This window comes from Marinobacter sp. AL4B (genome assembly GCF_019916045.1).
Classification (GTDB): domain Bacteria; phylum Pseudomonadota; class Gammaproteobacteria; order Pseudomonadales; family Oleiphilaceae; genus Marinobacter.
Genome location: NZ_JAILWZ010000011.1, coordinates 798,622 through 820,074 on the forward strand (window position 1 = coordinate 798,622; position 21,453 = coordinate 820,074).

The 21,453-nt window shown below is 51.2% G+C and carries 17 protein-coding genes and 1 tRNA gene; 5 read left to right on the forward strand and 13 right to left on the reverse strand.

The features are described 5' to 3' along the window. Window positions 1-37 precede the first annotated feature (37 nt). Window positions 38-1,084, forward strand: coding sequence for an AraC family transcriptional regulator (locus tag K5L82_RS07840; RefSeq protein WP_223133736.1), 1,047 nt, complete (start codon window positions 38-40; stop codon window positions 1,082-1,084). A 27-nt stretch (window positions 1,085-1,111) separates the two neighbouring features. On the opposite strand, the gene K5L82_RS07845 is transcribed toward K5L82_RS07840, so the two are convergent. Both K5L82_RS07845 and K5L82_RS07850 read right to left on the reverse strand, forming a co-directional pair. Then, a tRNA-Asp gene (locus tag K5L82_RS07845) sits at window positions 1,112-1,188 on the reverse strand. A 119-nt stretch (window positions 1,189-1,307) separates the two neighbouring features. Then, window positions 1,308-2,339, reverse strand: coding sequence for an AraC family transcriptional regulator (locus tag K5L82_RS07850; RefSeq protein ID WP_133006079.1), 1,032 nt, complete (start codon window positions 2,337-2,339; stop codon window positions 1,308-1,310). Window positions 2,340-2,591: 252 nt separating this feature from the next. Between K5L82_RS07850 and K5L82_RS07855 the strand changes: the two genes are divergently transcribed. After that, entirely contained in the window at window positions 2,592-3,470 is an 879-nt protein-coding gene (locus tag K5L82_RS07855) for a MaoC/PaaZ C-terminal domain-containing protein (protein WP_223133737.1), read from the forward strand. 47 nt (window positions 3,471-3,517) lie between these two features. On the opposite strand, the gene K5L82_RS07860 is transcribed toward K5L82_RS07855, so the two are convergent. The 7 genes from K5L82_RS07860 to K5L82_RS07890 form a co-directional block, all read right to left on the reverse strand. Then, complete coding sequence (locus K5L82_RS07860; RefSeq protein ID WP_223133738.1) at window positions 3,518-5,083, reverse strand: response regulator; 1,566 nt, start codon at window positions 5,081-5,083, stop codon at window positions 3,518-3,520. Window positions 5,084-5,135: 52 nt separating this feature from the next. Further along, a complete protein-coding gene (gene fixJ / locus K5L82_RS07865) occupies window positions 5,136-5,756 on the reverse strand; it encodes a response regulator FixJ (protein ID WP_223133739.1) in 621 nt (206 codons plus the stop codon). A gap of 38 nt (window positions 5,757-5,794) precedes the next feature. After that, a complete protein-coding gene (locus K5L82_RS07870; protein ID WP_133006083.1) occupies window positions 5,795-8,203 on the reverse strand; it encodes a Lon protease family protein in 2,409 nt (802 codons plus the stop codon). Between the two features lie 104 nt (window positions 8,204-8,307). Beyond that, window positions 8,308-8,769, reverse strand: coding sequence for a flavodoxin family protein (locus K5L82_RS07875; protein WP_223133740.1), 462 nt, complete (start codon window positions 8,767-8,769; stop codon window positions 8,308-8,310). 22 nt (window positions 8,770-8,791) lie between these two features. Beyond that, window positions 8,792-9,838 carry a recombinase RecA gene (recA, locus tag K5L82_RS07880; protein WP_133006085.1) on the reverse strand — a complete coding sequence of 349 codons (1,047 nt, stop codon included), beginning with the start codon at window positions 9,836-9,838 and terminating at the stop codon, window positions 8,792-8,794. A gap of 166 nt (window positions 9,839-10,004) precedes the next feature. Then, entirely contained in the window at window positions 10,005-10,505 is a 501-nt protein-coding gene (locus K5L82_RS07885) for a CinA family protein (protein ID WP_223133741.1), read from the reverse strand. Further along, window positions 10,480-11,613, reverse strand: a complete 1,134-nt coding sequence (locus K5L82_RS07890; protein WP_223133742.1) for an FAD-dependent oxidoreductase — start codon at window positions 11,611-11,613, stop codon at window positions 10,480-10,482. The genes K5L82_RS07885 and K5L82_RS07890 overlap by 26 nt, the downstream gene beginning before the upstream one ends. 128 nt (window positions 11,614-11,741) lie before the next feature. Between K5L82_RS07890 and K5L82_RS07895 the strand changes: the two genes are divergently transcribed. Together K5L82_RS07895 and K5L82_RS07900 are read left to right on the forward strand one after the other, a co-directional pair. Further along, window positions 11,742-12,440 carry a TIGR04283 family arsenosugar biosynthesis glycosyltransferase gene (locus K5L82_RS07895; protein ID WP_316933377.1) on the forward strand — a complete coding sequence of 233 codons (699 nt, stop codon included), beginning with the start codon at window positions 11,742-11,744 and terminating at the stop codon, window positions 12,438-12,440. Continuing rightward, window positions 12,437-13,066 (forward strand): TIGR04282 family arsenosugar biosynthesis glycosyltransferase, encoded by a 630-nt coding sequence (locus tag K5L82_RS07900; RefSeq protein WP_133006088.1) that lies wholly within the window; start codon window positions 12,437-12,439, stop codon window positions 13,064-13,066. Before K5L82_RS07895 ends, K5L82_RS07900 begins: the two co-directional genes overlap by 4 nt. A 799-nt stretch (window positions 13,067-13,865) precedes the next feature. Here the strand turns inward: K5L82_RS07900 and K5L82_RS16805 are convergent. The 3 genes from K5L82_RS16805 to K5L82_RS07915 all read right to left on the reverse strand — a co-directional run bounded on the left by K5L82_RS16805 (window position 13,866) and on the right by K5L82_RS07915 (window position 16,598). Next, a complete protein-coding gene (locus K5L82_RS16805; RefSeq protein ID WP_223133743.1) occupies window positions 13,866-14,582 on the reverse strand; it encodes an inovirus-type Gp2 protein in 717 nt (238 codons plus the stop codon). A gap of 274 nt (window positions 14,583-14,856) precedes the next feature. After that, the gene (locus K5L82_RS07910; RefSeq protein ID WP_133006090.1) at window positions 14,857-16,371 is read right to left on the reverse strand and encodes a YfjI family protein; all 1,515 of its coding nucleotides are present in this window, start codon (window positions 16,369-16,371) and stop codon (window positions 14,857-14,859) included. Beyond that, window positions 16,368-16,598: a helix-turn-helix transcriptional regulator gene (locus tag K5L82_RS07915; RefSeq protein ID WP_133006091.1), complete on the reverse strand. Its 231-nt coding sequence runs from the start codon at window positions 16,596-16,598 to the stop codon at window positions 16,368-16,370. The genes K5L82_RS07910 and K5L82_RS07915 overlap by 4 nt, the downstream gene beginning before the upstream one ends. A 99-nt stretch (window positions 16,599-16,697) precedes the next feature. Here K5L82_RS07915 and K5L82_RS07920 point away from each other — a divergent pair, with 99 nt between their 5' ends. Continuing rightward, window positions 16,698-18,008, forward strand: coding sequence for a hypothetical protein (locus K5L82_RS07920; protein WP_223133744.1), 1,311 nt, complete (start codon window positions 16,698-16,700; stop codon window positions 18,006-18,008). A gap of 88 nt (window positions 18,009-18,096) precedes the next feature. Here K5L82_RS07920 and K5L82_RS07925 read toward each other — a convergent pair whose 3' ends face one another. Beyond that, on the reverse strand, window positions 18,097-21,444 hold the full coding sequence (locus K5L82_RS07925; RefSeq protein ID WP_223133745.1) for a DEAD/DEAH box helicase family protein: 3,348 nt from the start codon (window positions 21,442-21,444) through the stop codon (window positions 18,097-18,099). Between the last annotated feature and the right edge of the window lie 9 nt (window positions 21,445-21,453).

Here is a 21,453-nt window from a genome sequence, read left to right on the forward strand (position 1 = left end):
CATTTGATTATCCTTAGAGAACACCGATAATACAGCCATGACCCAACAACCACGTCCCAGTTCCTCAAACGCCCTAGGCGACATCAGCCTTCTCTACGTGTCTGTATTGCTACGGGCCATTGAGGCAGAAAGTGGTGAAACCGAGAAACTCAAAACTCAATTTCACCTCAACGATTCAGCTCTTGCCTCACTAGATGCTCGTATCAGCATCCCGCGTTACATGCGACTGGGCCATGCCGGCATCACTCTGACTGGAAATCCCGCGCTCGGGTTAAGAATGGGGGCCTTGACTCGACCAACAGACGCCGGGCTAGCCGGGCTAGCCGCTGAAACTGCGCGATCGGTCGGCCAAGCACTATCAACACTTATTCGGTACGCGCTGCTTACCAGTCAGAATTCCCGGGGTGAACCGACGCTAGACAAAACCAAGCGCCTTGCGCGCTTTCATTCCATCTCCCCCTACAACCACTTCAACTATTTCGTTGTGGATTCGATATTGGCCGCATGGGTACAACTCGTTCGCCACATGACAGGGCGCTACGACGTGCTCGAGCGTGTTCGCATCGAGTACCCGTCGATCGGTCAAGATGAATTGTTCGAAAGCTGGTTCCGCTGCCCGGTCGAGTTTGGCGCCACGGAAAACTCGATTCAACTGAAAGAAAGTGTATGGGTCCAGACTCCTGCACAAGCCCATGCAGCGATGCACAGCAAACTGACCCAGTGGTGCGAAGAAGAACTAAGAGAAATACGACAAGGCTGGAATGTCGCCGACCGCGTACAGCGGCTGATCACCCCACTGCTCAGGGGCGAGACGCCCACCCTGGACACTTTAGCAGCAAAGCTGGGCACAACCCCTTGGACACTGCAACGACAGCTCAGTTCGGAAGGAACCGGATTCAGGCAACTGTTGGATAAGACAAGGAAACAACTGGCACAGGACTATATCCGGGAAACCAATGCGTCACTATCTGAAATCGCCTGGCTGCTGGGCTTTGCCAACCCACCGGCGTTTCATAAAGCCTATCAACGCTGGTACGGAATCAGTCCGGGCGAAAGCCGGAAAGCGATACGTCAGGAAAGGTAAATCGAGAACAAACGAGAAGAGATAAAATGGCGGAGCGGACGGGACTCGAACCCGCGACCCCCGGCGTGACAGGCCGGTATTCTAACCAACTGAACTACCGCTCCGCGCGGGCTGTCTTTGCAAGCCGTTGATTGCTTGCTGACAACGAGGCGGAATTATATAGACCTCCGCCCCTATGTCAACGCTTTCTCAAAACTTTTTTCGTATTTCGTAATCTTAGCTGTTAAGCCGTCACCTCGGTGACGTCTTTGCTCTGAGCTGTCTTACGATACTCAATGGGTGTCATGTTGGACCAACGCTTAAATGCTCGATAAAACGTGCTGGGTTCAGAGAAGCCCGTCAAATAAACAATCTCATCGATCGACTCGTCGGTCGTCGCCAACAGTTGCCTGGCCAATCGGTATCGAAAATCTGCCAGCACCTGATTAAAGCTCGTCTCGGCCTCGGTCAATCGGGTTCGTAGAGTACGAGCTTTGATATCCAATCGCTCCGCAACCGAATCCAATGTTACCTCTCCGCTATCCAGTAATTCGGCAACAATGCGCTCCACGGAACCGACGATGTCTTTTTTCTCAAGCCTTGCGACCTGTTCACTCGCGAAGCGTTCGTGTAACGCCAACAGCTCGGGCTCTGCATGAGGTGACGAATAAGACAGTATCTCTACGGGAAAATGAAGCCGATTTTCCTCGGCACCAAACACCACATCACAACCAAGAACTTCTTTAACGTGATCAACGCCTCGGTCACGCTCATGCTCAAACTCAACACGGGACGGATAGAATCGATCACCGGTAATAGACTTGAAAAAGGTGATTACCCCCTGCACAAAGCACTCGTTAAAATGCGTGAGTCGGCGAACCTCATCTGACGCTGCATCCAGCACCATGCACGCCTCATCCCCTTCGATCAGAAAGGCGGTGTTTGCGGCATCGCTAAGCAAGCGCTGATAGTTTTGAGCTCGGCGAAGGCCTTCGCCAAAGGTAGGGCTACTTAAAAACAAATACTCGAGAACCTGCCCTTTGTAAGGCGGCAATGCTGCCCCCAAATGCAGCCCGATGTCCGGATCGCCCGACTCATCTTCTACCGCCTGCCAAAAATAAAGCTGTGCACTATGGGGCGTTCGAAGCTGCTCGGTGTATACATAACTTTCATCTACGCCTAAGCGACTAAAAACCGCGTCGGTATCGATACCTTTCCTTTTCATCGCTTCGTAGATCAAGCGCAACATCACACCCGCATCACGTAATTCCTGCATAGTTTCCCTTGTATCCCGCGTTTTTATATTTAAAAGCGATCTCTTTGGCCCGCAGGACAATGCACCAAGCTTGCTTGGTCAATGCCCGTAGCCACGGGGTTTGACAGACTTCCTAGCAGCCGCGACTTAGGCCAATGTCTAATATCATATCAGGCCATAGAAGCAAAGTTGTACTAAATCATGAAAAAACCTCAACAATACAACTAATCCTTATACACCTCACGACGACAACCCGGCAACGGAGACAGCCTAATGCCAGATTCGATCACCTATCACAACACCACTCCTAACCTGCTCCCGCTCTTTGGCCGGGCCTTACTCCCCAAACAGCAAAAGCCGAGTGAAAACACGCGCATTCCAGAGTTACAAGCTGAAGTCGTTGGCATAGCCACTGACACCGATTCATTATCCACCTACCGCAAAGTATGTGGCTTCAAAGCGGGATCTCAACTGCCGGCAACCTGGCCGCACATTCTGGCTTTTCCTCTGCACCTGAAACTACTGACCGACCCTCAGTTTCCCCTCCCGTTGCTGGGTCTAGTGCACATTCGCAATAGCATTACCCAACATCGCGCGATTATGATCGGCGAAAACCTGGATATTCGCGTTACACTGGGAAACCAGCAGAGGACAGAAAAGGGCATTGAGTTTGACCTGGTGACCGAAGCCCGCTCTGCCGGGGCTCTTATTTGGGAAGAAACCAGCACTAACCTGTTCCGCATGGCGCGCTCGGAAACCGCCCAGCCCAAGCCCCCAACAGCACGCAGGAAACCGGAAACACTGCCGTTTACCGATTTGATGACCGCGCCGGAAGACATCGGCAGGCAATACGCCAAGGTAGCGGGCGACCAAAACCCGATTCACCTTTACGCACTGACCGCAAAAGCCTTCGGATTCCCAAAAGCGATCGCTCACGGCATGTGGAGCAAGGCACATGCGCTCGCCAAATTAGAGCAGAGAGACGATTGGAAGGAAGGCGCCTTTACCATCACGTGCCAGTTTAAAACCCCGCTACTGCTTCCAGGAACGGCACAACTTAACTGGCAGGAAGGGCGTGACGGCTGGGATTATCAGGTACTGAACGCAAAAGGCACGGCACCGCATCTGAGCGGGCGTGTTGACTGGCTCTAAGCGAGCCAGCTCGGTGACAAGACTGCCTGAGAAATCAGGCAGTGCTTCTATTCCGCAGCACAGGCATCGGCGCCAGCGCCAGCTACAGGGAGCGTGAAATAGAAGCAAGCCCCTGCGCCCTCCGGGCGCTCATAGCCAATCTCTCCGCCCTGCGCCTGAATCAACGAACGACAGGTTGCCAGACCAATACCCATGCCGTCCTCTTTCGTGGTAAAGAACGGGTGAAACAGTTTATCTTCGGCGTCTTCAGCAACGCCCACACCGTGGTCGCGCACCTGCACACGCACGCACTTCTGACCGCAACGACGCGCCGTCACTTCAACAGGCGCTGAGGACCCGGCCGCTCGAGTGGCTTCCAGAGCATTGCGAATGAAATTCAAGGCAACTTGCTGCACCTGTACCGGGTCAGCAACCACATCTGGCAGATCGTCTTCAAACACCACTTCAATCCCGCCTTCGTTGTTGCGCATATCCACTTCAGCAAACTGACGGGTATCTTCAAGCAGCATGGGCACAGCCAATATTTCTTTTCCGGTCGCCGGCTTTTTCATAAATCGCCGAATACGGCGGATAATCTCGCTGGCCCGGTGCGACTGCGCCTCAATTTTTTCCATGGTTTCGTGCAGCAGAGACAAATCCGGATCTTCCTTCGCCATCACTCGACCCGAAACACGCGCATAATTGGCAATTGCCGTCAAAGGCTGGTTAACCTCGTGGGCGAATCCGGCAGCCATTTCACCCATGGTGGTCAGGCGCGAAGTGTGGGCTAGTTGATCGCGCTGCTCCTGAACCAGAGTCCGTGCTTCATCCAAAGCTCGTTCGTTGTTGAGCTCAACCGTGATATCACGGAACACCACAACCGCCCCATGCAACTCATCATTATCCAGCTTCGGAGTTGCCCGATACTCTGCAGGAAATGCGGCTCCGTCCACGCGCTTTAACTGAATATCGCGTTGATGCTCTGCCACACCCTGCCGACACGTCCCCATCACAGGGAGGCACGCATCACTGTCAGATGCCGTGGCAAAGTGCAGGTCAAAGAAGTTTTTTCCGATGAGGTCTTCCACGGGGCAGTTCACAATCATCGCTGCGGCCTGGTTCGCGAACTCAATGACACCATTCTCATCAAGCCCGTAGATACCTTCGCTGATGGAATTAAGGATGCGAGCCTGATCACTGACCAACTCACGGTTGCGGGCCTGCAACTCCCTCTCAAGACGAATAACTTTGGCGTGAGTATCAACGCGCGCAATCACTTCCTGTGACTGGAATGGCTTGGAAATATAATCAGCACCGCCCAGCGAAAATCCCTTTACCTTGGATGCCAAGTCATCAAGAGCCGATAAAAAAACCACAGCACAGTCGGCGGTGACCGGATCGTTTTTAAGGCGTTCACACACCTCGTAACCATCCATCTCCGGCATCATGATATCCAGCAAAATAACTTCAGGGCGGTGACGGTGGGCGAGATCCAGAGCTTTTGCACCTTCGTTGGCGATCAGCAATCGATACCCTTTGTCTTTCAGGGTCTCGTAAAGGACCTTCAGGTTCTGCGGATTATCATCCACCAACAGAACCGTCACCTCTGAGTTTTCACTGGCAATTGCAGTCATAGTCAACCTAATCGGTTATAAAGATTCTGGCATGATGACCATACCAGCCCGATTAGTCGATAAGGTCCTTTACGGACAACACCATACGCACAAGGTGTGCGAGGGAGTGCGTACCCATCTTGTGCATCACCCGTGAACGGTGAATTTCAACGGTGCGCTGGCTGATTTCCAATTCAATAGCGATCACTTTGTTCGCCTGGCCGGCAATCATCCGATCCATGATTTCCGTCTCACGCGGGGTAAGGCTTTTTACACGACGCACGATTTCCATACGTTCGCCTAACGTCTTACGCTGTTCCCGATCCTGCTCAAGAGCCGCTTCGATCTTTTCCAGAAGCGCCTCTTCCCGGTAAGGCTTCTGGATGAAGTCGACTGCACCTTCTTTCATGGCGTCAACCGCCATAGGGACATCTCCATGGCCAGTCACGAAGATGATGGGCAAGATGGAGTGCTTTTCGTTCAGCTTTTTCTGCAACTCCATGCCGTCCATGCCGGGCATCCGGATGTCCAGAACGATGCAGCCTGCCATCTCTTCCGAATAGTCTTTCAGGAAAGCGCCTGCGTTTTCGTAGGTTCTCACCGGCTTGCTGTCAGATTTAAGCAACAATGCCAACGAATCACGGACGGCTTCGTCGTCCTCTACTACGTACACAGTCTGCGGGGTATCAGTCATGAAAGTTCACTCTCCTGTCCGTTTTTTTATAGGGCCAATCAGTGAATGGAAGGATCTTTTTGATCGTCCCGAGCGTGCTCCTGGCGCTCATGTTCACGCATTTTTTCTAATCGTTGCTGGATAATGCCAAAAACACTCAGCTTAGGGTACCTACCTTTGCTGTCGGCTTTGCCTGCCGGCTTGCCCAACAACAGTGTAATCGCCTCTTCTACCCGGGCAACCGGATACACTGAAAACTTACCAGCCTTCGCCGCTTGAAGCACTTCACTATCCAGCATCAGGTTCTGCACGTTGGTGTGTGGAATAATCACACCTTGAGTACCGGTTAGACCACTTTTCAACTCACAAGTGGTAAAGAAGCCTTCGATTTTCTCGTTTACACCACCAATGGGCTGCACTTCTCCAAACTGGTTGACCGAGCCCGTAATCGCCAGATCTTGGCGTACAGGGACGTCCGACAAGGTGGATATCAAAGCCACGAGTTCGGCCAACGAGGCGCTGTCACCGTCCACCTCTCCATAGTTCTGTTCGAAGGTCAGACTGGCAGACAAGTGCATGGGATCATTCATGGCAAAATGCGAGGCCAGCCATGAACTTAGAATCATTACACCTTTGGAGTGAATATTCCCCCCCAGCTTTACATCACGCTCAATGTCGATGATTTCACCGTCACCATAGTAACAAGAAGCCGTGACCCGATTAGATAATCCAAATTCAAACCCTCCCGTCGATAACACAGACAAGGCGTTCACCTGCCCCACACACGTACCGGTGGTGCTTACCAGCGTTGTCCCGTCACGAATGGAATCGTAAAAATGGTCACGAATTCGGCTATCTCGATAACGAGCACTTTCGAGTGCCCGAGTCACGTGCACATCGCTAATCAAGCGAGCGCCCGCCTGCCGTGCCCAGAAGTCGGATTCTCTAAGCAGGTTAGCAATATCAGCAGCGTGCAACGATAGCCGGTCTTGGTGTTCCGCTATGCGCGCACTGTATTCTATGACTCGCGCCACCGCTTTCGCGTTGCAGTGCAGCAGTTTTTTCTCTACTGCCAGGCTCGCAATAAACTTAGCATACTGCACCTGACTGTCGACGGTGCGATACATCTCGTTTTCAAAGTCGGCCGTCACTCGGAACAACTCTGCAAACTCAGGATCGTATTCCTGGAGCAACATCCAAGTTTCCCGATCCCCGAATAGCACAATCTTTACATCCAGCGGGACCGCCTCCGGCTCAACCGAGATGGTGCCAGATAAGGTTAATTCCCTTTCAAGGGAATTGATTTCAATGGTATGAGACCTAAGTGCTCGCTTCAACGCATCCCAGACAAACGGCTGCTCCAGCACCTTTTCTGCATCCATCAGCAGATACCCACCGTTGGCGCGATGTAAGCTGCCCGGGCGAATCAACGAGAAATCCGTGAACACAGTGCCTTTGTAAGTCACGTTCTCTACATAACCGAAAAGACTGTGATACGTGGGGTTCTCTTCTACCACCACGGGCACTTCGTTATTGCTTTGATGTACCAATAAGTTGATCAGGTAGCGACGGGGTGCCTTTCTGTCCAACGAAGCATAGGCCATCGCCGCCTGTTCCTCGCCGTCTTCCAGAAAAATATCGAGGTTTTCAGCCAGATCTTTACGGACTGCTTTCAGATAGGTGACCACATCCGTATGCTTTTCATACTTGGTCTCCAATTCATCTAATTGATGCCCGGATATAGCTTCAAGCGTTTCCTGATTTAGCGCCTGCTGCTTTTCAGCGTACTCCATTTCCCAGTCGGCCAATTTTCGAAGTGCTTGCCGGAGTTTTTTCTCCAACTTGTTAATGACTTCCTCAAATTTGTCCCGCTGTGCATCCGTCAACTCTTTGAAGCTTTCCGGCGTATGAGGCTGATCTCCATTCATAGCGACCAACCGATAGCCGCCGGGCGTCGTCACAGTCAGGCTGACCTTTTTTCGCCGTGCTTGTGCAGCAACCTTCTCGAGTTCGTCTTCCTGCATTTTGACGTAGTCATTTTTCAGGCTTTCAGCTCTTTCCAGAAAGCCATCACCTTCAAACGTCTGCGGGATCATTTTGACCAAACGGGACATCAGTTTGTCCATGTCCTGCTTCAGTTGATGGCCCATGCCTGCAGGTAATTTAAGCAATGTCGGATTTCTGGGCTCGTCGAAATTGGCGACATAACACCAGTCATGAATCTGCTGCTTGGAATCGGTGTGATGTTCAAGGTAGCGCAGCATCATCGTGCGCTTACCCAAACCGTTTCGGCCAACGGCGTACACGTTGTACCCACCGTGAGGCATGGCCAACGCAAAGCGAACGGCTTCTTCCGCCCGATTTTGGCCCACGATTTCGGCCAGCGGTTCCAATTGCCGGGTGGTTTTAAATGGCAGGTCTTTCAGAACACAGGCTTTGTACAACTGGTGCAACGGCAATGACTTCAAGTTTGGTACCCGTCGAGGTCGATTTCAGATGGTAAAAACAACCTTGCATTGTAGTGCTTGCGCTGCCGACTGTCGCCTATCACTTCCAGTTTTAGCGAATTGAATTAAACCAAACCAGCATCCAGACTCGCGGCCACATACAGCCCCAACTCTTCACACTGCTCAACAAATTCTTCTTTGTACTCGCCGCGACAAGTCAGAGGCTCTTTAACCAACTTCCAACGTAATCCGGTGGCAATACTTTCAATCGCCCGGCTAGTACCAGTGCCATCGTGCCCGGCACGAACGTAAAAAGCGAAAGGGAGACCTTGTGTCTCTTCAAGGCAGGGGTAATAACTTCGGTCGAAGAAATCTTTGAGGGCCCCCGACATATAGCCGAGGTTTTCGGTGGTACCGAGGATGATCGCATCGCAAGCCAGAACATCCTCGGGGCCGGCATCCAGCGGCGCTTTCACAACCACTTCTACCGATTCAACATCCGGGTGGCGGGCGCCGTTTTCAACGGCTTCCCGCAACCGCAAAGTATTCGGAGATGGGGCATGGGCTACAATAAGCAATCGCTTCATAACACACCTCCACTAACTGTTATTAGAGCAACTCTCCGTTTGCCTCAGCCGTTGCGGCTGCAGCCTCGTCCTTCTTAACTGGCTTAGGCATTAACTTCTCACGAACTTTAGCCTCGATTTCCTGAGCCACGTCCATATGCTCTTCCAGATATTTGCACGCGTTTGCCTTGCCCTGGCCAATCTTGTCACCGTTGTAGGCGTACCAGGCTCCGGCTTTATCAACAAAGCCTTCTTTCACACCCATGTCGACCACTTCAGCCATGTGGTAGATGCCCTTACCGTACATGATCTGGAATTCGGCTTGCCTGAACGGTGGCGCCACCTTGTTTTTAACAACCTTCACACGGGTTTCGTTACCAACCACTTCGTCCCCGTCTTTGACAGCACCAATACGGCGAATATCCAGACGCACAGATGAGTAGAATTTCAGAGCGTTACCACCGGTGGTCGTTTCGGGAGAACCAAACATCACACCAATCTTCATACGAATCTGGTTAATAAAGACCATCAGACAGTTGGCGTGTTTCACGTTACCGGTCAACTTACGCAGAGCTTGAGACATCAAACGAGCCTGAAGGCCAACGTGACTGTCACCCATCTCGCCTTCAATTTCTGCCTTCGGCGTCAGTGCGGCTACCGAGTCGACAATGATCACGTCAATGGCGTTTGAACGCACCAACATGTCGGCAATTTCCAGCGCCTGCTCACCCGTATCAGGCTGTGACACCAGCAAGTCGTCTACGTTAACGCCCAGCTTCTCGGCGTAGATAGGATCAAGCGCGTGCTCGGCATCGATAAAGGCACAGGTTTTACCCTGTTTTTGAGCTTCAGCGATGACCTGAAGGGTCAACGTGGTTTTACCGGAGCTTTCCGGGCCGTAAATTTCAACAATCCGGCCGTATGGCAAGCCGCCTATACCCAGAGCAACATCCAATCCCAAGGAGCCGGTAGATACCGCAGGAATGGCTTCGCGGGGCTGATCGCCCATCTTCATCACGGCACCTTTGCCGAACTGACGCTCAATCTGGCCAAGTGCTGCGCTAAGTGCTTTCTTGCGGTTATCTTCCATTATTGCCCCACCTTGTTTACCTGAATGCCCGAGCCTCTATATGTTTAAGGCCCGCAGCGATATTCAAAAGAATACACCGGAGGCTATCCAGTGCTTTTCCTGTATATTTGAACAGTATTAAAACATAAGCGTTCGCAGAGACCAACCCCCGCCCAAGCGAAAAACATCACAGCTTCCGAAGATATTCCGTAACCCCTTGCAGGACATACAAAACCGCCTGGCGCCTCACCTGATCTCGATCTCCATTAAAGCGTTTCACGCTGGCCTCGGTACGCTCGCTTCCCATTCCCCAAGCAAACCAGACTGTACCGACGGGCTTATCCTCGCGCCCCCCGCCGGGGCCGGCGATACCACTAATGGCTACCGCCACGTCAACACCTACAGCCTTTATGGCACCTTCGACCATTTGGCGAACCACGGCTTCGCTCACAGCGCCATACTTTTCCAGCGCAGACGCCTCCACGCCCAGAATGGTGCTCTTGGCTTCGTTGCTGTAGGTTACCAACCCCGCCATCAAGTACGCCGACGAGCCAGCGCTATCGGTCAACACCTTAGCAACCCAACCGCCAGTGCAGCTCTCTGCGGTCGCAATCGTTCTGCCCTGCTGCTTCAGAAGCGTGGCCAACTGATCTCCAGCTTGCTCAAGCGCCAACTCGGATGCCTGCATCGTTCGATCTCCCGTTAAAACCGTCCACAAACCCACGATCAATTTTGTCTTTCAAGCGCCAAACCCACTTTCCAGAGAAAGAAAAAGGGCCATAACTCCCGACCGCGACCTTGTCACCACAGGCAATAAGGTACAACGTATTGGTTCGGGGCTGAAAGGCTCTAAGCTTGCCAGATGCGATTGCTGCACGCAGGTTGTCCGCCAGTACTGGCGCCGCACGAACGGCATGTACGCCGGAGCGCTTCACGGCCTGATCGAGGCGGCTACAGGCATCGCCGGCCGCGAAAACGTCAGGATGAGACAGGCTTTGATGGCATTCATTCACCAGCACAAAGCCCTGGGCGTCTACCGCCAGACCACTTGTCGCCAGAAATGGAAAAGCCTCAGAACCGGTTACCGCCATAACCAAGTCTGGATCCAGGGACGTGCCATTCGTCAGAGTCAGATAACGGCCGGCAGCTTCAGCTCGCTCTTCAACAATGTCCACGTCCAGCTTTGCCAGCTTCCGACGGGTCAATTTGCGTAAACGTTGGCTAAAATCCGGCAACAGTCCTTGATTACCCGTTATCAAACTTACCCTGGCATCCGCTTCAGCGCCTCCCGCTCCGACATGTGCCATGGCCATCGCCAACTCGGCACCTGCCGCACCGCCACCCACTACGACCAAATGCTGGACCCTGCCGTCAGACGCTTCGTTTAAGCGTGACCATTGTTGGTGAAACTGCCCCAATGGCTTAATGCTCAGCAACGAGCCGGTGAACCCTCGAAGATTCTCAAGGTTGGTTCTCGCGCCGATATCGATTGAAAGCCAGCTGTAATCCAGCAAATCGCCATCCGCCAGACGAATCTTTTTATCGTCCGCCAGGATTTCCACGACGCTACTCAAAACAAGCTTGGCACCGGCCGCTTTCGCCACCGGCTCAGCATCAACCCGGCATTGATCAATGGTGTAATGCCCGGCAATCCACCCGGGAATCATGCCCGAGTAGTATTGCCATCTTGATGGCGTCACCAGAACCAACTCGACATCGTCAAGGGGCGTCGTTATCCATTGCTTTAACGCGATCAGATGTGCGTGGCCAGCCCCCATCAAAATAAGGCGTTTCATAACGACTCCGGTGATTGTCGACGCAGAACAAACAAAGGTATTCTCAAGTGCAGCTCCTTCTGGTTAGATAACAAGATTATCGCTTCTGACCCGCCAATCCCCAACATGTTCCGGAGTACCGCATTTACGTGCCAAACGCCTCCATGGTTAAACCCGAGCTCTCCATCATCATACCCGTGCTGAACGAAGCAGCTGAATTACCGGCTTTGTTAACGCATTTAGCGCACTGGCAACAACGCGGCGCAGAAGTGGTCTTAGTGGATGGCGGCAGCACAGATCAAACCTCAGACATGGCCCGTGACGCCGGTTTTGAGGTTGTAGTCACCTCAGCGGGCCGCGCCAATCAGATGAACGCCGGGGCGCTAGCCAGCCACTCAGAACGGTTGCTCTTTCTTCACGCAGACACCCGTCTTCCTGACGATGCCGACCAACTTCTGAGCCAAGCCTTTAGCTCGGGCTCTGCCGGGTGGGGGCGCTTTGATGTGGTGATTGAAGGGCGCTCAAAAATGCTGCCGGTGATCGCGGCCTTGATGAACTGGCGTTCGAGGCTCAGCGGCATCGCTACCGGAGACCAAGCCTTGTTCATGACACGAACTCTATTTAACAAAGCTGGCGGCTTTCCTGAACAACCACTGATGGAAGACATTGAAATCAGTAAGCGGTTGAAAAGGATCTCCCGACCGATTTGCCTGTCGCATAAAGTAACCACCTCTGGGCGCAGATGGGACACTCGAGGCAGCTGGTCAACCATCCTGCTCATGTGGCAACTTCGCTGGGCATACTGGAGAGGCGTACCAACCCAACAACTTATAGAGCGCTACCGATGAAACCCATCCGAATCATCATTATGGCTAAAGAGCCACAACCAGGCCGAGCCAAAACCCGCCTAATTCCGGCCTTGGGCGAGGTGGAGGCAGCAGCACTGGCAGACCGACTGTTTCACAGAGCGCTGCAACAAGCGGTAGCCGCAAACCTGGGGCCGGTTGACCTGCATATCACACCGGACCCGACCGCCCCCTACTGGCGCGAACTGCCCGACGCCGAACACTGCGGACGGTTCTTGCAGGTGAACGGTGATCTGGGCGCCCGCATGTCGGCGGCGGCTCGGAACGGTCTTGATCGGGGATCAGCCGTACTGATCATGGGTACTGACTGCCCGGACCTTGATGCCGAGCGGCTCATAGACATGGCACAATCACTCCAAAATCACGATTGTTGCCTATGCCCGGTCACCGATGGTGGCTACGCCCTCATCGGCCTGCGACAGTTTTCCGATACGCTTTTCAGTGATATCCCATGGAGTACAGCAGACGTTGCCCCGATCACAAGGGATCGGTTCAAAACGCTCGACTGGTCATGCTACGAAAGCGAACCATTAAGCGATGTAGACGAACCAGATGATCTGGCGCAACTGGCCAAAAACTATCCCAAACTGGCGAATCCAGACAACTAATCCGGGTTTACCGTGAATCGCCAGGAAAGAACCTTCGAGCCCACTCCCGCTCGTGATAACATCCCCCCCTTTTACACGATTGCCCCAGTTATCGAGGACATATGACGGCATCCGCGAAGAACCCAGCCAAGCAGGACTCACCAAAGCACACCCCAATGATGCATGAGTGTGTTAATACTGTTTTATAAGAACTTTTTTTCCAACACGCGAAATAGCTACACTTAACATTACACTTTGCCCCGAGACTGCAATAGATCTATCTGGACCACTTTGGCCCAAACCGACAACAAGGCGCCTACTAAATCGTAGCTCACCGGTATCCACGCTCCATCTCCGGTCAATCTATACCGCCCAAAATCCCGGTATAGTTTTGAAGTGCGCTGTGACGTCGTGCCAGGAAATATGCGTTGACGACTAGTTAATGGGATACAGATACGGCCGGAGACGGAGCCTCCACTCATACTTTGAACAAAGCATCTCCGCTGTGGTTGCGGACTCCAAAGGAAAACTTAAAAGGCTGGGGCCGTGATGAGTTGGCTACTACATCAGGTACGGGGCGACTAACGAGAGCGAGCAACTGATAGGCGCTGAGAAGCCCGACGGTGCGATGTATGCACCTTCATCAAAGAGTGATCTCAGAGAGCGCGCCTCAAGGGAATGAGATGAGTTCAGTAGGGCGGCCATCGGATTACACGGCCTACTTAAAAGAAGACTTGCGGGGACTGCCAAGGGCACAAACTCGGTGGCCAAATAGAACGATCACCGAGCCTTGTACTCAGGATTACGCAGAAGCCTGAAGTTACCAGTCGGTAAACTTCAGACGCGGAGAAGCAAAAGAACGACAACCGTCATGGAAGTTTTTGGTTTCCACTTTCGCCAAGTAAGAGCTTACCCAAAATAGATTCTGAAACATCTGCCAATCTCCTCTTTGCAGAAGCATCGAGCCATGACGAACGTAGTTCTGCCCTATGCTCTCAAGTGCACTCCCATTGGCGAACTGAATCAAGCCCTGAATTTCGGGCGCCCTCATGCCGAGTGCATAAGCCCATGCCTCATGAAGGCGGGAATAAAGATTGTCACATGATAAATCCCACTTTCCAGTCCCCCGAATAGCATTCCCATTTAAAAGGATAAGTAGGTGAAAGTGTGGTTTTCGCTCATTCTTATCATACTCCCGAGCGAACAAGACCATTAAGTCATGATTCCTACTCGCAGGGAGCCGGTCAAGGTCTCGCTTAAGATGGGCTCTAAAATACTGTAGAAACTCATTCCCAAGAAACCCTTCCTCACAACCCCAATAACTAGCCGGAAACCTGAGATCGATTCTAAGGGCTAGAACTCGGCTATGTTTTGCTAGCTGCCCCAGAATACTTAGTCTAATTCTCTCTAACCATTCTTTTACCAAAGGGCCTGCCGATGTCTGTACCGGCAGACCATGATATAGATTATCATGGTGGAGACTAAGGTTTGTATTCTCCACCACCCTCTTCCTCTGTGTTTCTAAATGTTTGATCATCAACAACCCCTAATCACCCTTTACACCTATTCTTAATAAGCCAACACTAAAAAATGCTGACGTATCAAAATACAATATTACTATTAACCGCACGCAGGATTACTCGCAAGCACCCCAAACTCCCTGCCAAGCACAGCAAGACGCAACGATAAATAGAAAAATCAACAATTATTAAATATTAATCTTTGGCGTTACGCGAAGACCTAAAAACCTTGATATTCCTGATACAAATATCAGGAATATCGGACTTTAAACCCCAAAATAGGCTTCGAAATTACAACAAGCTTCTGTAGTCAGTGGCCGGGACTCTGTTTTCCAAACAAAAATGACTCCATTGTAAGTCGTCATGAAGATAGTGCGGGTATAAATCAACAACCATCATGCCACTATGGGCAACAAGAATCGAAATCTCCCCAAGCCGAACCAATTCATCCAAATTAAAATCTAGAACAGGCTTATTCCTCATGCGAGAAGGCCCACTCTGACGAATTTTATTTTTTCTAACAAAACGACGCCCATCATCCCGTACGCCTTGAAGATAATCTCGAAGCGCACCTAAATCCTTCACATATTCTGGAGTCGACTCAAAGCACCGTAAAAAAACGTCAGAGAAGAAAAAGCCCATCACTTCTGCATCTTTCAAAACATCAATCGATATCTTCTGATCCTCTCCATATTCAATGCAGGATAACAATGCGGCAATCCTAGTAATGTTTTCAGCGAGTTTTGAGCCATGATCCCTCGCATACTGAAATCGCCCATTTATTCGTAAGTTCTGCTCAATTTCATTGTAAAGCCACTCCCAGTAAATCTTGGCTTCCTCAGTAAAACGAAGTATCTTCCTACCAGTCTTTGAATTTTCAACATGCCCCTCTTTTGTACGGAGTATTTCATTTGCTCTTTGAAGGTAGTCTTGATAACCATCACAATCTCCTTCAAGCGATCCCCTCAACAGCCTAGTACCCTGTGAGCTATCTGGATTACACACGAGGAAGCGCGCCAAAAAACCAATCCCGAGTGACTCATCTCCTCTTTTTTTCATAAACTTAGCTACGGCACTTGGCTGCGCCATGATAGAAACAGTCAAACGGGCATCATTTACAGTGAAGCTCTCGGAACTTTTACGAGTAACGTTGAACGACTCAGCTGACCAAAGCTTGTTAAGCCGTGGTAAATCTTGGACAATCCTGCCATTCAAGATGGTAGCGCCTTCATCAGATACCAGAGCTGCGCTCCCGCAACCTTGGTTCAACTCAACAGCAATTGCTTCGGTAGTCACATCCTCAAAAATCATCTGAATTTTTCTTGGCTTTTTCGGTTTTTGCTTTCTCAGCTCCACTAGTTGACACTTCAAATCATCGACATCTAGCTCCTTTTTCAGTCTGCCTGAGATTCTCTTTCTTAATACTTTTACTGCATCCTGGAAAATTTCGGTCTCAGCTTCGTAGCTGGCCACTTTTTCTGCGTACTCCTCATTTTGGCTAGCTTGAAACTCAACAACAGGCTTCTCCAAAAGACGAGCAACGGTAGATTTCCTTTCCCCGGAATCGGCAATTGTTAACCCGAAAAGTGAGACCGGACCCACCCCCACGCCCGGGCGCTCAACATCGACCCTGCCCTGCAAAAGAAGGGAATAAGTCGACAATGCTGACAGCAAAATCAAGTCAGCTGGTGCCTGGGTTTTCCTCAACAACGAGAAAACAAGGTTGTGTGTCATTGGACATGAGTCCGGCGCCGGCAGCGTCTGGTTCATTACTGGCAGTCCCGGAAGAGTATCTGGCAGATTCATGACCGGGCCTCCATCCTCGCCTGCAGCCAGTCAATGATCTCTTGCTCAACGTAACCAACCGATCGCGCTCCTAGTTTTATGGGTTTTGGATAGTCCGGGTCGTAGCTTGAGGAATTCACATTCAGTTTCGCGAAGTGGGTCGCTCGCGAAAGAGACGTCATTTCTAGAACCTCATGGATTTTGAGAATCCTCAAAGATCCGGCGGTAGTTAGCGATGGTGCGGTCATGCAGCCTCCTGTACAAAGTGCGATGTGGGTTCAGCTACAATGGAACCAGAATCATCCAAATCGAGACATCAAAACCCCGTGGGAGATAGCTGAAAAATCATGGAAAGAACATCGCCATCAATGAGTTATGCCGATTTGCAGGACACGCTGGATGAAGGTTTTGCCGAGCAACGACACCTCAATCTCTGGCTTTTTTTATATTCTAGCCGCCATGCTCAACCTGAATTATCGCAATCAGGTAGCGCCAAAGAACATGGTATCCAAGAAAGAAACCAACTGATCGATGAAGCTTTTCTCCTGCTGCATAAGCTTTCACCACCTAAACCGTGGCGACCTTCACCCAGCCCTCAAGAGCTGGAAGTGGAACTGAATGAATTCTGCTTTGGAATCACATATGCGTTCCATAAAAAGCTCCTAACAGACGGTTTCATCGACATTCACTTTGAAACGGAACGTGCTTACTACGACGACTTCATCAATACGCTCACCCATGACGAAATAGTAGTTGTATCTCGGCTTCATAACCTCACCTATAAATACGGATTCCTCATAACTGAACTTTGGTTGCCTCTAATTAGCTCAGAAGCACTAATGGAAGCATTCATTATAAAAAACCTAGAAATCAAAGATATCATCCCAATCCCAAACTTTACTTTTGCCAAAGAGGGAAGCCACCTCCAAGGTATTCAAATATCGACAAAAGAGCACCAGGAGGCGATCACCAACCCATGGGACCTTGTTGTATTTATCATCGAAAATGAGAAGTTTTCAGATATAAAGGATAAGGTAATTAATTGCTGGCGACTCCCTGGAAACCAGATTATCGGAGATAAAAGTAATTACAAGATAGCCTTCTATGTAAATAGGAGCCAGTGCAGCATCAAAAATTTATTAGATACAATCAAACTTCAGATCGATCATTTAAATAACTATAACAAAGGACTGTCGCTAATCGCAGAACCAGAAGATCTGGGCGGCTTTAAAAAAAATAGAGCTAAGGCAAAAAAAGAAGCGAAGAGAAATCTATCATCTACAATAGATCGCCTCAGATTAAGTGAAGGGCTTATACATAAGCGCTGGAGCGTAGAACAAAGTAACGTACGTCGCTCGGTAGGGCTTTACCTGTGGGACCAAAAAAATATCGTAACACCTTCCCGAAGCAGAAAAAGTATTGCAAGAGACTTAATAGATAAACTAAAACGCCAAAAACCGGAAGCTCTTGAATTCTACCTCAAAAACTTCAACAAATATGACTCGCCAGCAAAAACAACAAAATTTGGGGACTCAGTGGGCGCTCTTGAAACAGTGACGAGGGAAATGGAGGCGGATTTTGATTTAACAGATAACTGCATTCGAAATTTCGAATTCCTTACACCTCAAGATGTAAAATCCAGAAGAAGAAAAAGCTGAGCAGTCACTTTCTCACTTCTTTTAATTCAGGGAAGCAGCCCGGAAATTGAACGATATTCCCGGGCAACACCCCAAACTTACTCCACGTCTAAACGGCAGAAACGCTCTCAACCAGCTTCTCAATATATCGGTCATCCTCCTCCCGGAAGAGGATATTCCAGCTTTCCATAAGCTCCCGTGTCACGGGCTGGCCCGCAGCATCCCTCCACTGACTCACCAGCTGGGAGGAGTGGGTTTCCGAGATCAGGAATGCATGGAGCTCGATTCCGGCGTTCTCAGGTTGCTGCTGGCGCAGGTCTCGCTCGATATCCTTGATGGTCTCATGGAAGCGAACTTTGGGATCATCCGGTTTGTGATGGCGGAGGCCTTTCGGGTCGACGAACACGACTTTTTGCGACTGGCCTTTCACTAGCCACAAGATGAAGTCCGGGTAAAAGCCGCCGTCGACGAACACACCTACGGCACCCTGCCCTGTCTGGTTCCGCAACAGGTAGACTTCGTAGCCTTCAAACGCACCAGATTTTGTGGCTGACTGTACATCTCGCACAAAATCAGCCTCACCCTTGTTCAGTGAAACCGGGCTTACCTGGAAGTCCAAGCCTTGTGTCGACGCCAGCAGAGGCTGATAGAAGTGGCGCTCGCACCAAATGAATTCCAGCCCTTCTGCAACCTTCTGATTCCAGAAGTCCACATCCCCCTCGGCAATACTTTCGCGGAGATTGGACAGCTGCTTAATCAATGAGTCATGCCGTACTCGGTCCAGCGTGATCGTGTAGCTGCCGTCTGGCGCCGCCTCGCTGACACCAGGCAAATACTTCCGGTTCTCAGTAATAGGCCGGTATTCAAGCTTGTCCGCCTCCCACTGCTTTCTCCGGAAGCCATAGAACAGCTCACAGTACTTTCTGAGCAGAGAGATCGCCATGTCATGCCACAGGGTCATCTTCTCCAGCCGACCCAGCTCCATGGCCTCATCCGGGGCATAAAGCCGGTACCAGTCGTACCGGTTGTCTGTGAGCAGCTTTTCCACCACATCCTGAGTAATGGTCAGGTTCGACCAACGCTTGTCCCGCTTGAATGCCAGCAGCTCGAAATAAAGGCGCTGCATATCCAGCAACGCGATGTGAGTTGGCTTCAAACGCTGAATTTTGGCACCGGTGTTCTGAACGCCCTTCTTGTCGGTTGCGAACAGTCCAACCTGGGGATAGAAATCCAGACTGACCCTTGGCGGATTGCAAAAGTAGTCAATCTCAGTCGGCTGCAAATCCCCTGGCGCCTTCAGTACCACCTGTTCGGCAAGTTCCTGAAATGCGGTACCGGAACCGCCAATGGCCTTATTGGCAATGCTTTCCTTCACCCGAACGACATGAAGATCCTTACGCAGGTCTTTCATCGGCTTCAACGGAAGCACGAATTCTTCGAGACCCTCGTTAACCGGAATCTCCTCGTCTTCCAGCTCTTTCCGGAACTGAGCAATGTAATCGGCCTTCACCCCGAAAATATTCAGTGTCTCCATGACACCGATGTGCTCAGGCCGCTCTATACCGGCCTCTTTCAATCCGGTTGCCAGCTCGGCAGAACGCTTTAGCGTTGTTTTCCAGCCCTTCAGCCTTACACCGCGACCGAACAGCTGAATGATCTGCGCACCCTCATTCTTACCGACGTTCATCAACGTCATGTTGGAAACACGCCAACTGCTCCAGCCCTCAGTGAACTTCTTCGAGCCCAACAGCAGGTTGACCGGTGAACTGTCGGTGTTGATCCCGTGGAACAGGCTTTCGCTAAAGCGAGAATCCTGAGTGAACAGGTCGTGCTTCTCGCAGAGTTTGACCAGCTTTGCATCATCCCCGACGTTGATGACACCGAACGGCGTATCTGACGTGCCAGCTCGAAGCGCAATTTCACCAGGAATACCGGTAATATTTTCAATGTGGAGGCGACCACCACTACTATTGAATACCCTTTCCAGCAGGTCGTGGTAAAGCGCCTCCCCACTTTCACCCAGCTCTTTCAGGTAATTGAACCGACCATGCAGCAGATCGGTACCGCCCTTGGCAACCATGCCGCGTTTCAGCAGGTAATCAATCGCGGCAACCGTTTCTTCCTGCTTATGCAATACCTGGTCAATAAACGCCAGCACCTGAACCGTGTCTGAAGCTTCACCGCTGGACAGCGTTGCCGTTACCTTGGAGCTTACAAACACCCACAATGGCTTCTCCAAGTTGAAGGGCTTGAAGTTGGGTTTTTGCTCCTCGAACAACCGCAGTTGCTGGTAGTAACTCAGTAACGAGGCAACCAAGTAACGGAATTCATCCTGGGCATTGGGATTCGCTTGCAGGTTCAAAATCTGAGACTGCTTACCGTAGCCATCCCCGTAAAAATGTCGGTAGGAGTAATCGAACAGAATGGCCTTGGTATACGTCTGCCGCAGGTTCTCGTGTTTGGAACCTGACTGGGCAAACGTAGCGGAGTATTCGAAGGAGAAACCCAGCGAACACAATTTTTGCCGGTATTCGTACCAGCTGCCACCACCACTGGCCGTGCCCCGGTGGCCCTCGTCCACCAACAACAAGTTGCGAGAGCCGAAAGAGTCGACCGCTACCGTTTTCTTCTTCTCGCTATCACGGAGCTTGTTAATGTCGATAACAATCACATCCTGGGCGAACAGTTCACCACCACGGGCAGAGAACTCGCTGGCTCGGATTCCGGATTTCTCCAGGTCACGCAGGTGTTGCTGGGTAAGCCCTTCGTTGGGGGTCAGCAGAATAATTTTGTTGATATCCCCGGCTTTGCCATACCGCTGCAGGTAGAAGCGATACTGCAGGATGTTCGCGTGCATGATCAGGGTTTTACCAGAACCAGTCGCGCTCCAATAGGCCACCATGTTGAGCTGCGGCCACAGATCATCCTCTGGGTTCAGTAAATCCAGCGGTTTGTGATTAAAGCCCTGCTCCACAACCCAGTGATCATTCCAACGCTCAATCTGTTCGTTGAGCGCCTCCAGCAACTCATCCGGTTTGGTGAACAGGTAGTCCAGGTAGATCTCGGTGAACAGCAGCATCAAGTACTGGAAATACTTCCATTCAATCGGCTCCTCACCGGAGGCGAGGCGTGCGTTATTGATGGTATCTGTCAGCTGCTTAATCCGGCGGTCGTACTCCAGCAGTTGCTCATCGCTCAGCTTCGCGTGTTCGTTGAGGTTTTCACGCATTCTCTGAATGATCAGATGCTCGCCCTCGGCATTGCGGCCGCTGGTTTCGCCGATCAGCTGAAAACGGTCGCGAAACGCCTCGAGCGTCGGCGCTTCCCGATTTCCCAGATCAAACTGGCCACTGAGAGAGTCGAAGCCGAACAGGGAAAACAACCACTGGTTGAGCACCAGGTGATGGCGGAATGGCAGAGTCTGTTTGCTGCCCTTGCCGGATTTTCGTGCTGCCATGATATTCCC

Excerpts from the sequence above, each read along its gene's own strand:
- K5L82_RS07840 (WP_223133736.1), top strand. The coding sequence starts at position 38 with ATGACCCAACAACCACGTCCCAGTTCCTCAAACGCCCTAGGCGACATC.
- K5L82_RS07850 (WP_133006079.1), bottom strand. The coding sequence starts at position 2,339 with ATGCAGGAATTACGTGATGCGGGTGTGATGTTGCGCTTGATCTACGAA.
- K5L82_RS07855 (WP_223133737.1), top strand. The coding sequence starts at position 2,592 with ATGCCAGATTCGATCACCTATCACAACACCACTCCTAACCTGCTCCCG.
- K5L82_RS07860 (WP_223133738.1), bottom strand. The coding sequence starts at position 5,083 with ATGACTGCAATTGCCAGTGAAAACTCAGAGGTGACGGTTCTGTTGGTG.
- fixJ (WP_223133739.1), bottom strand. The coding sequence starts at position 5,756 with ATGACTGATACCCCGCAGACTGTGTACGTAGTAGAGGACGACGAAGCC.
- K5L82_RS07875 (WP_223133740.1), bottom strand. The coding sequence starts at position 8,769 with ATGAAGCGATTGCTTATTGTAGCCCATGCCCCATCTCCGAATACTTTG.
- recA (WP_133006085.1), bottom strand. The coding sequence starts at position 9,838 with ATGGAAGATAACCGCAAGAAAGCACTTAGCGCAGCACTTGGCCAGATT.
- K5L82_RS07885 (WP_223133741.1), bottom strand. The coding sequence starts at position 10,505 with ATGCAGGCATCCGAGTTGGCGCTTGAGCAAGCTGGAGATCAGTTGGCC.
- K5L82_RS07890 (WP_223133742.1), bottom strand. The coding sequence starts at position 11,613 with ATGAAACGCCTTATTTTGATGGGGGCTGGCCACGCACATCTGATCGCG.
- K5L82_RS07900 (WP_133006088.1), top strand. The coding sequence starts at position 12,437 with ATGAAACCCATCCGAATCATCATTATGGCTAAAGAGCCACAACCAGGC.
- K5L82_RS16805 (WP_223133743.1), bottom strand. The coding sequence starts at position 14,582 with ATGATCAAACATTTAGAAACACAGAGGAAGAGGGTGGTGGAGAATACA.
- K5L82_RS07910 (WP_133006090.1), bottom strand. The coding sequence starts at position 16,371 with ATGAATCTGCCAGATACTCTTCCGGGACTGCCAGTAATGAACCAGACG.
- K5L82_RS07915 (WP_133006091.1), bottom strand. The coding sequence starts at position 16,598 with ATGACCGCACCATCGCTAACTACCGCCGGATCTTTGAGGATTCTCAAA.
- K5L82_RS07920 (WP_223133744.1), top strand. The coding sequence starts at position 16,698 with ATGGAAAGAACATCGCCATCAATGAGTTATGCCGATTTGCAGGACACG.
- K5L82_RS07925 (WP_223133745.1), bottom strand. The coding sequence starts at position 21,444 with ATGGCAGCACGAAAATCCGGCAAGGGCAGCAAACAGACTCTGCCATTC.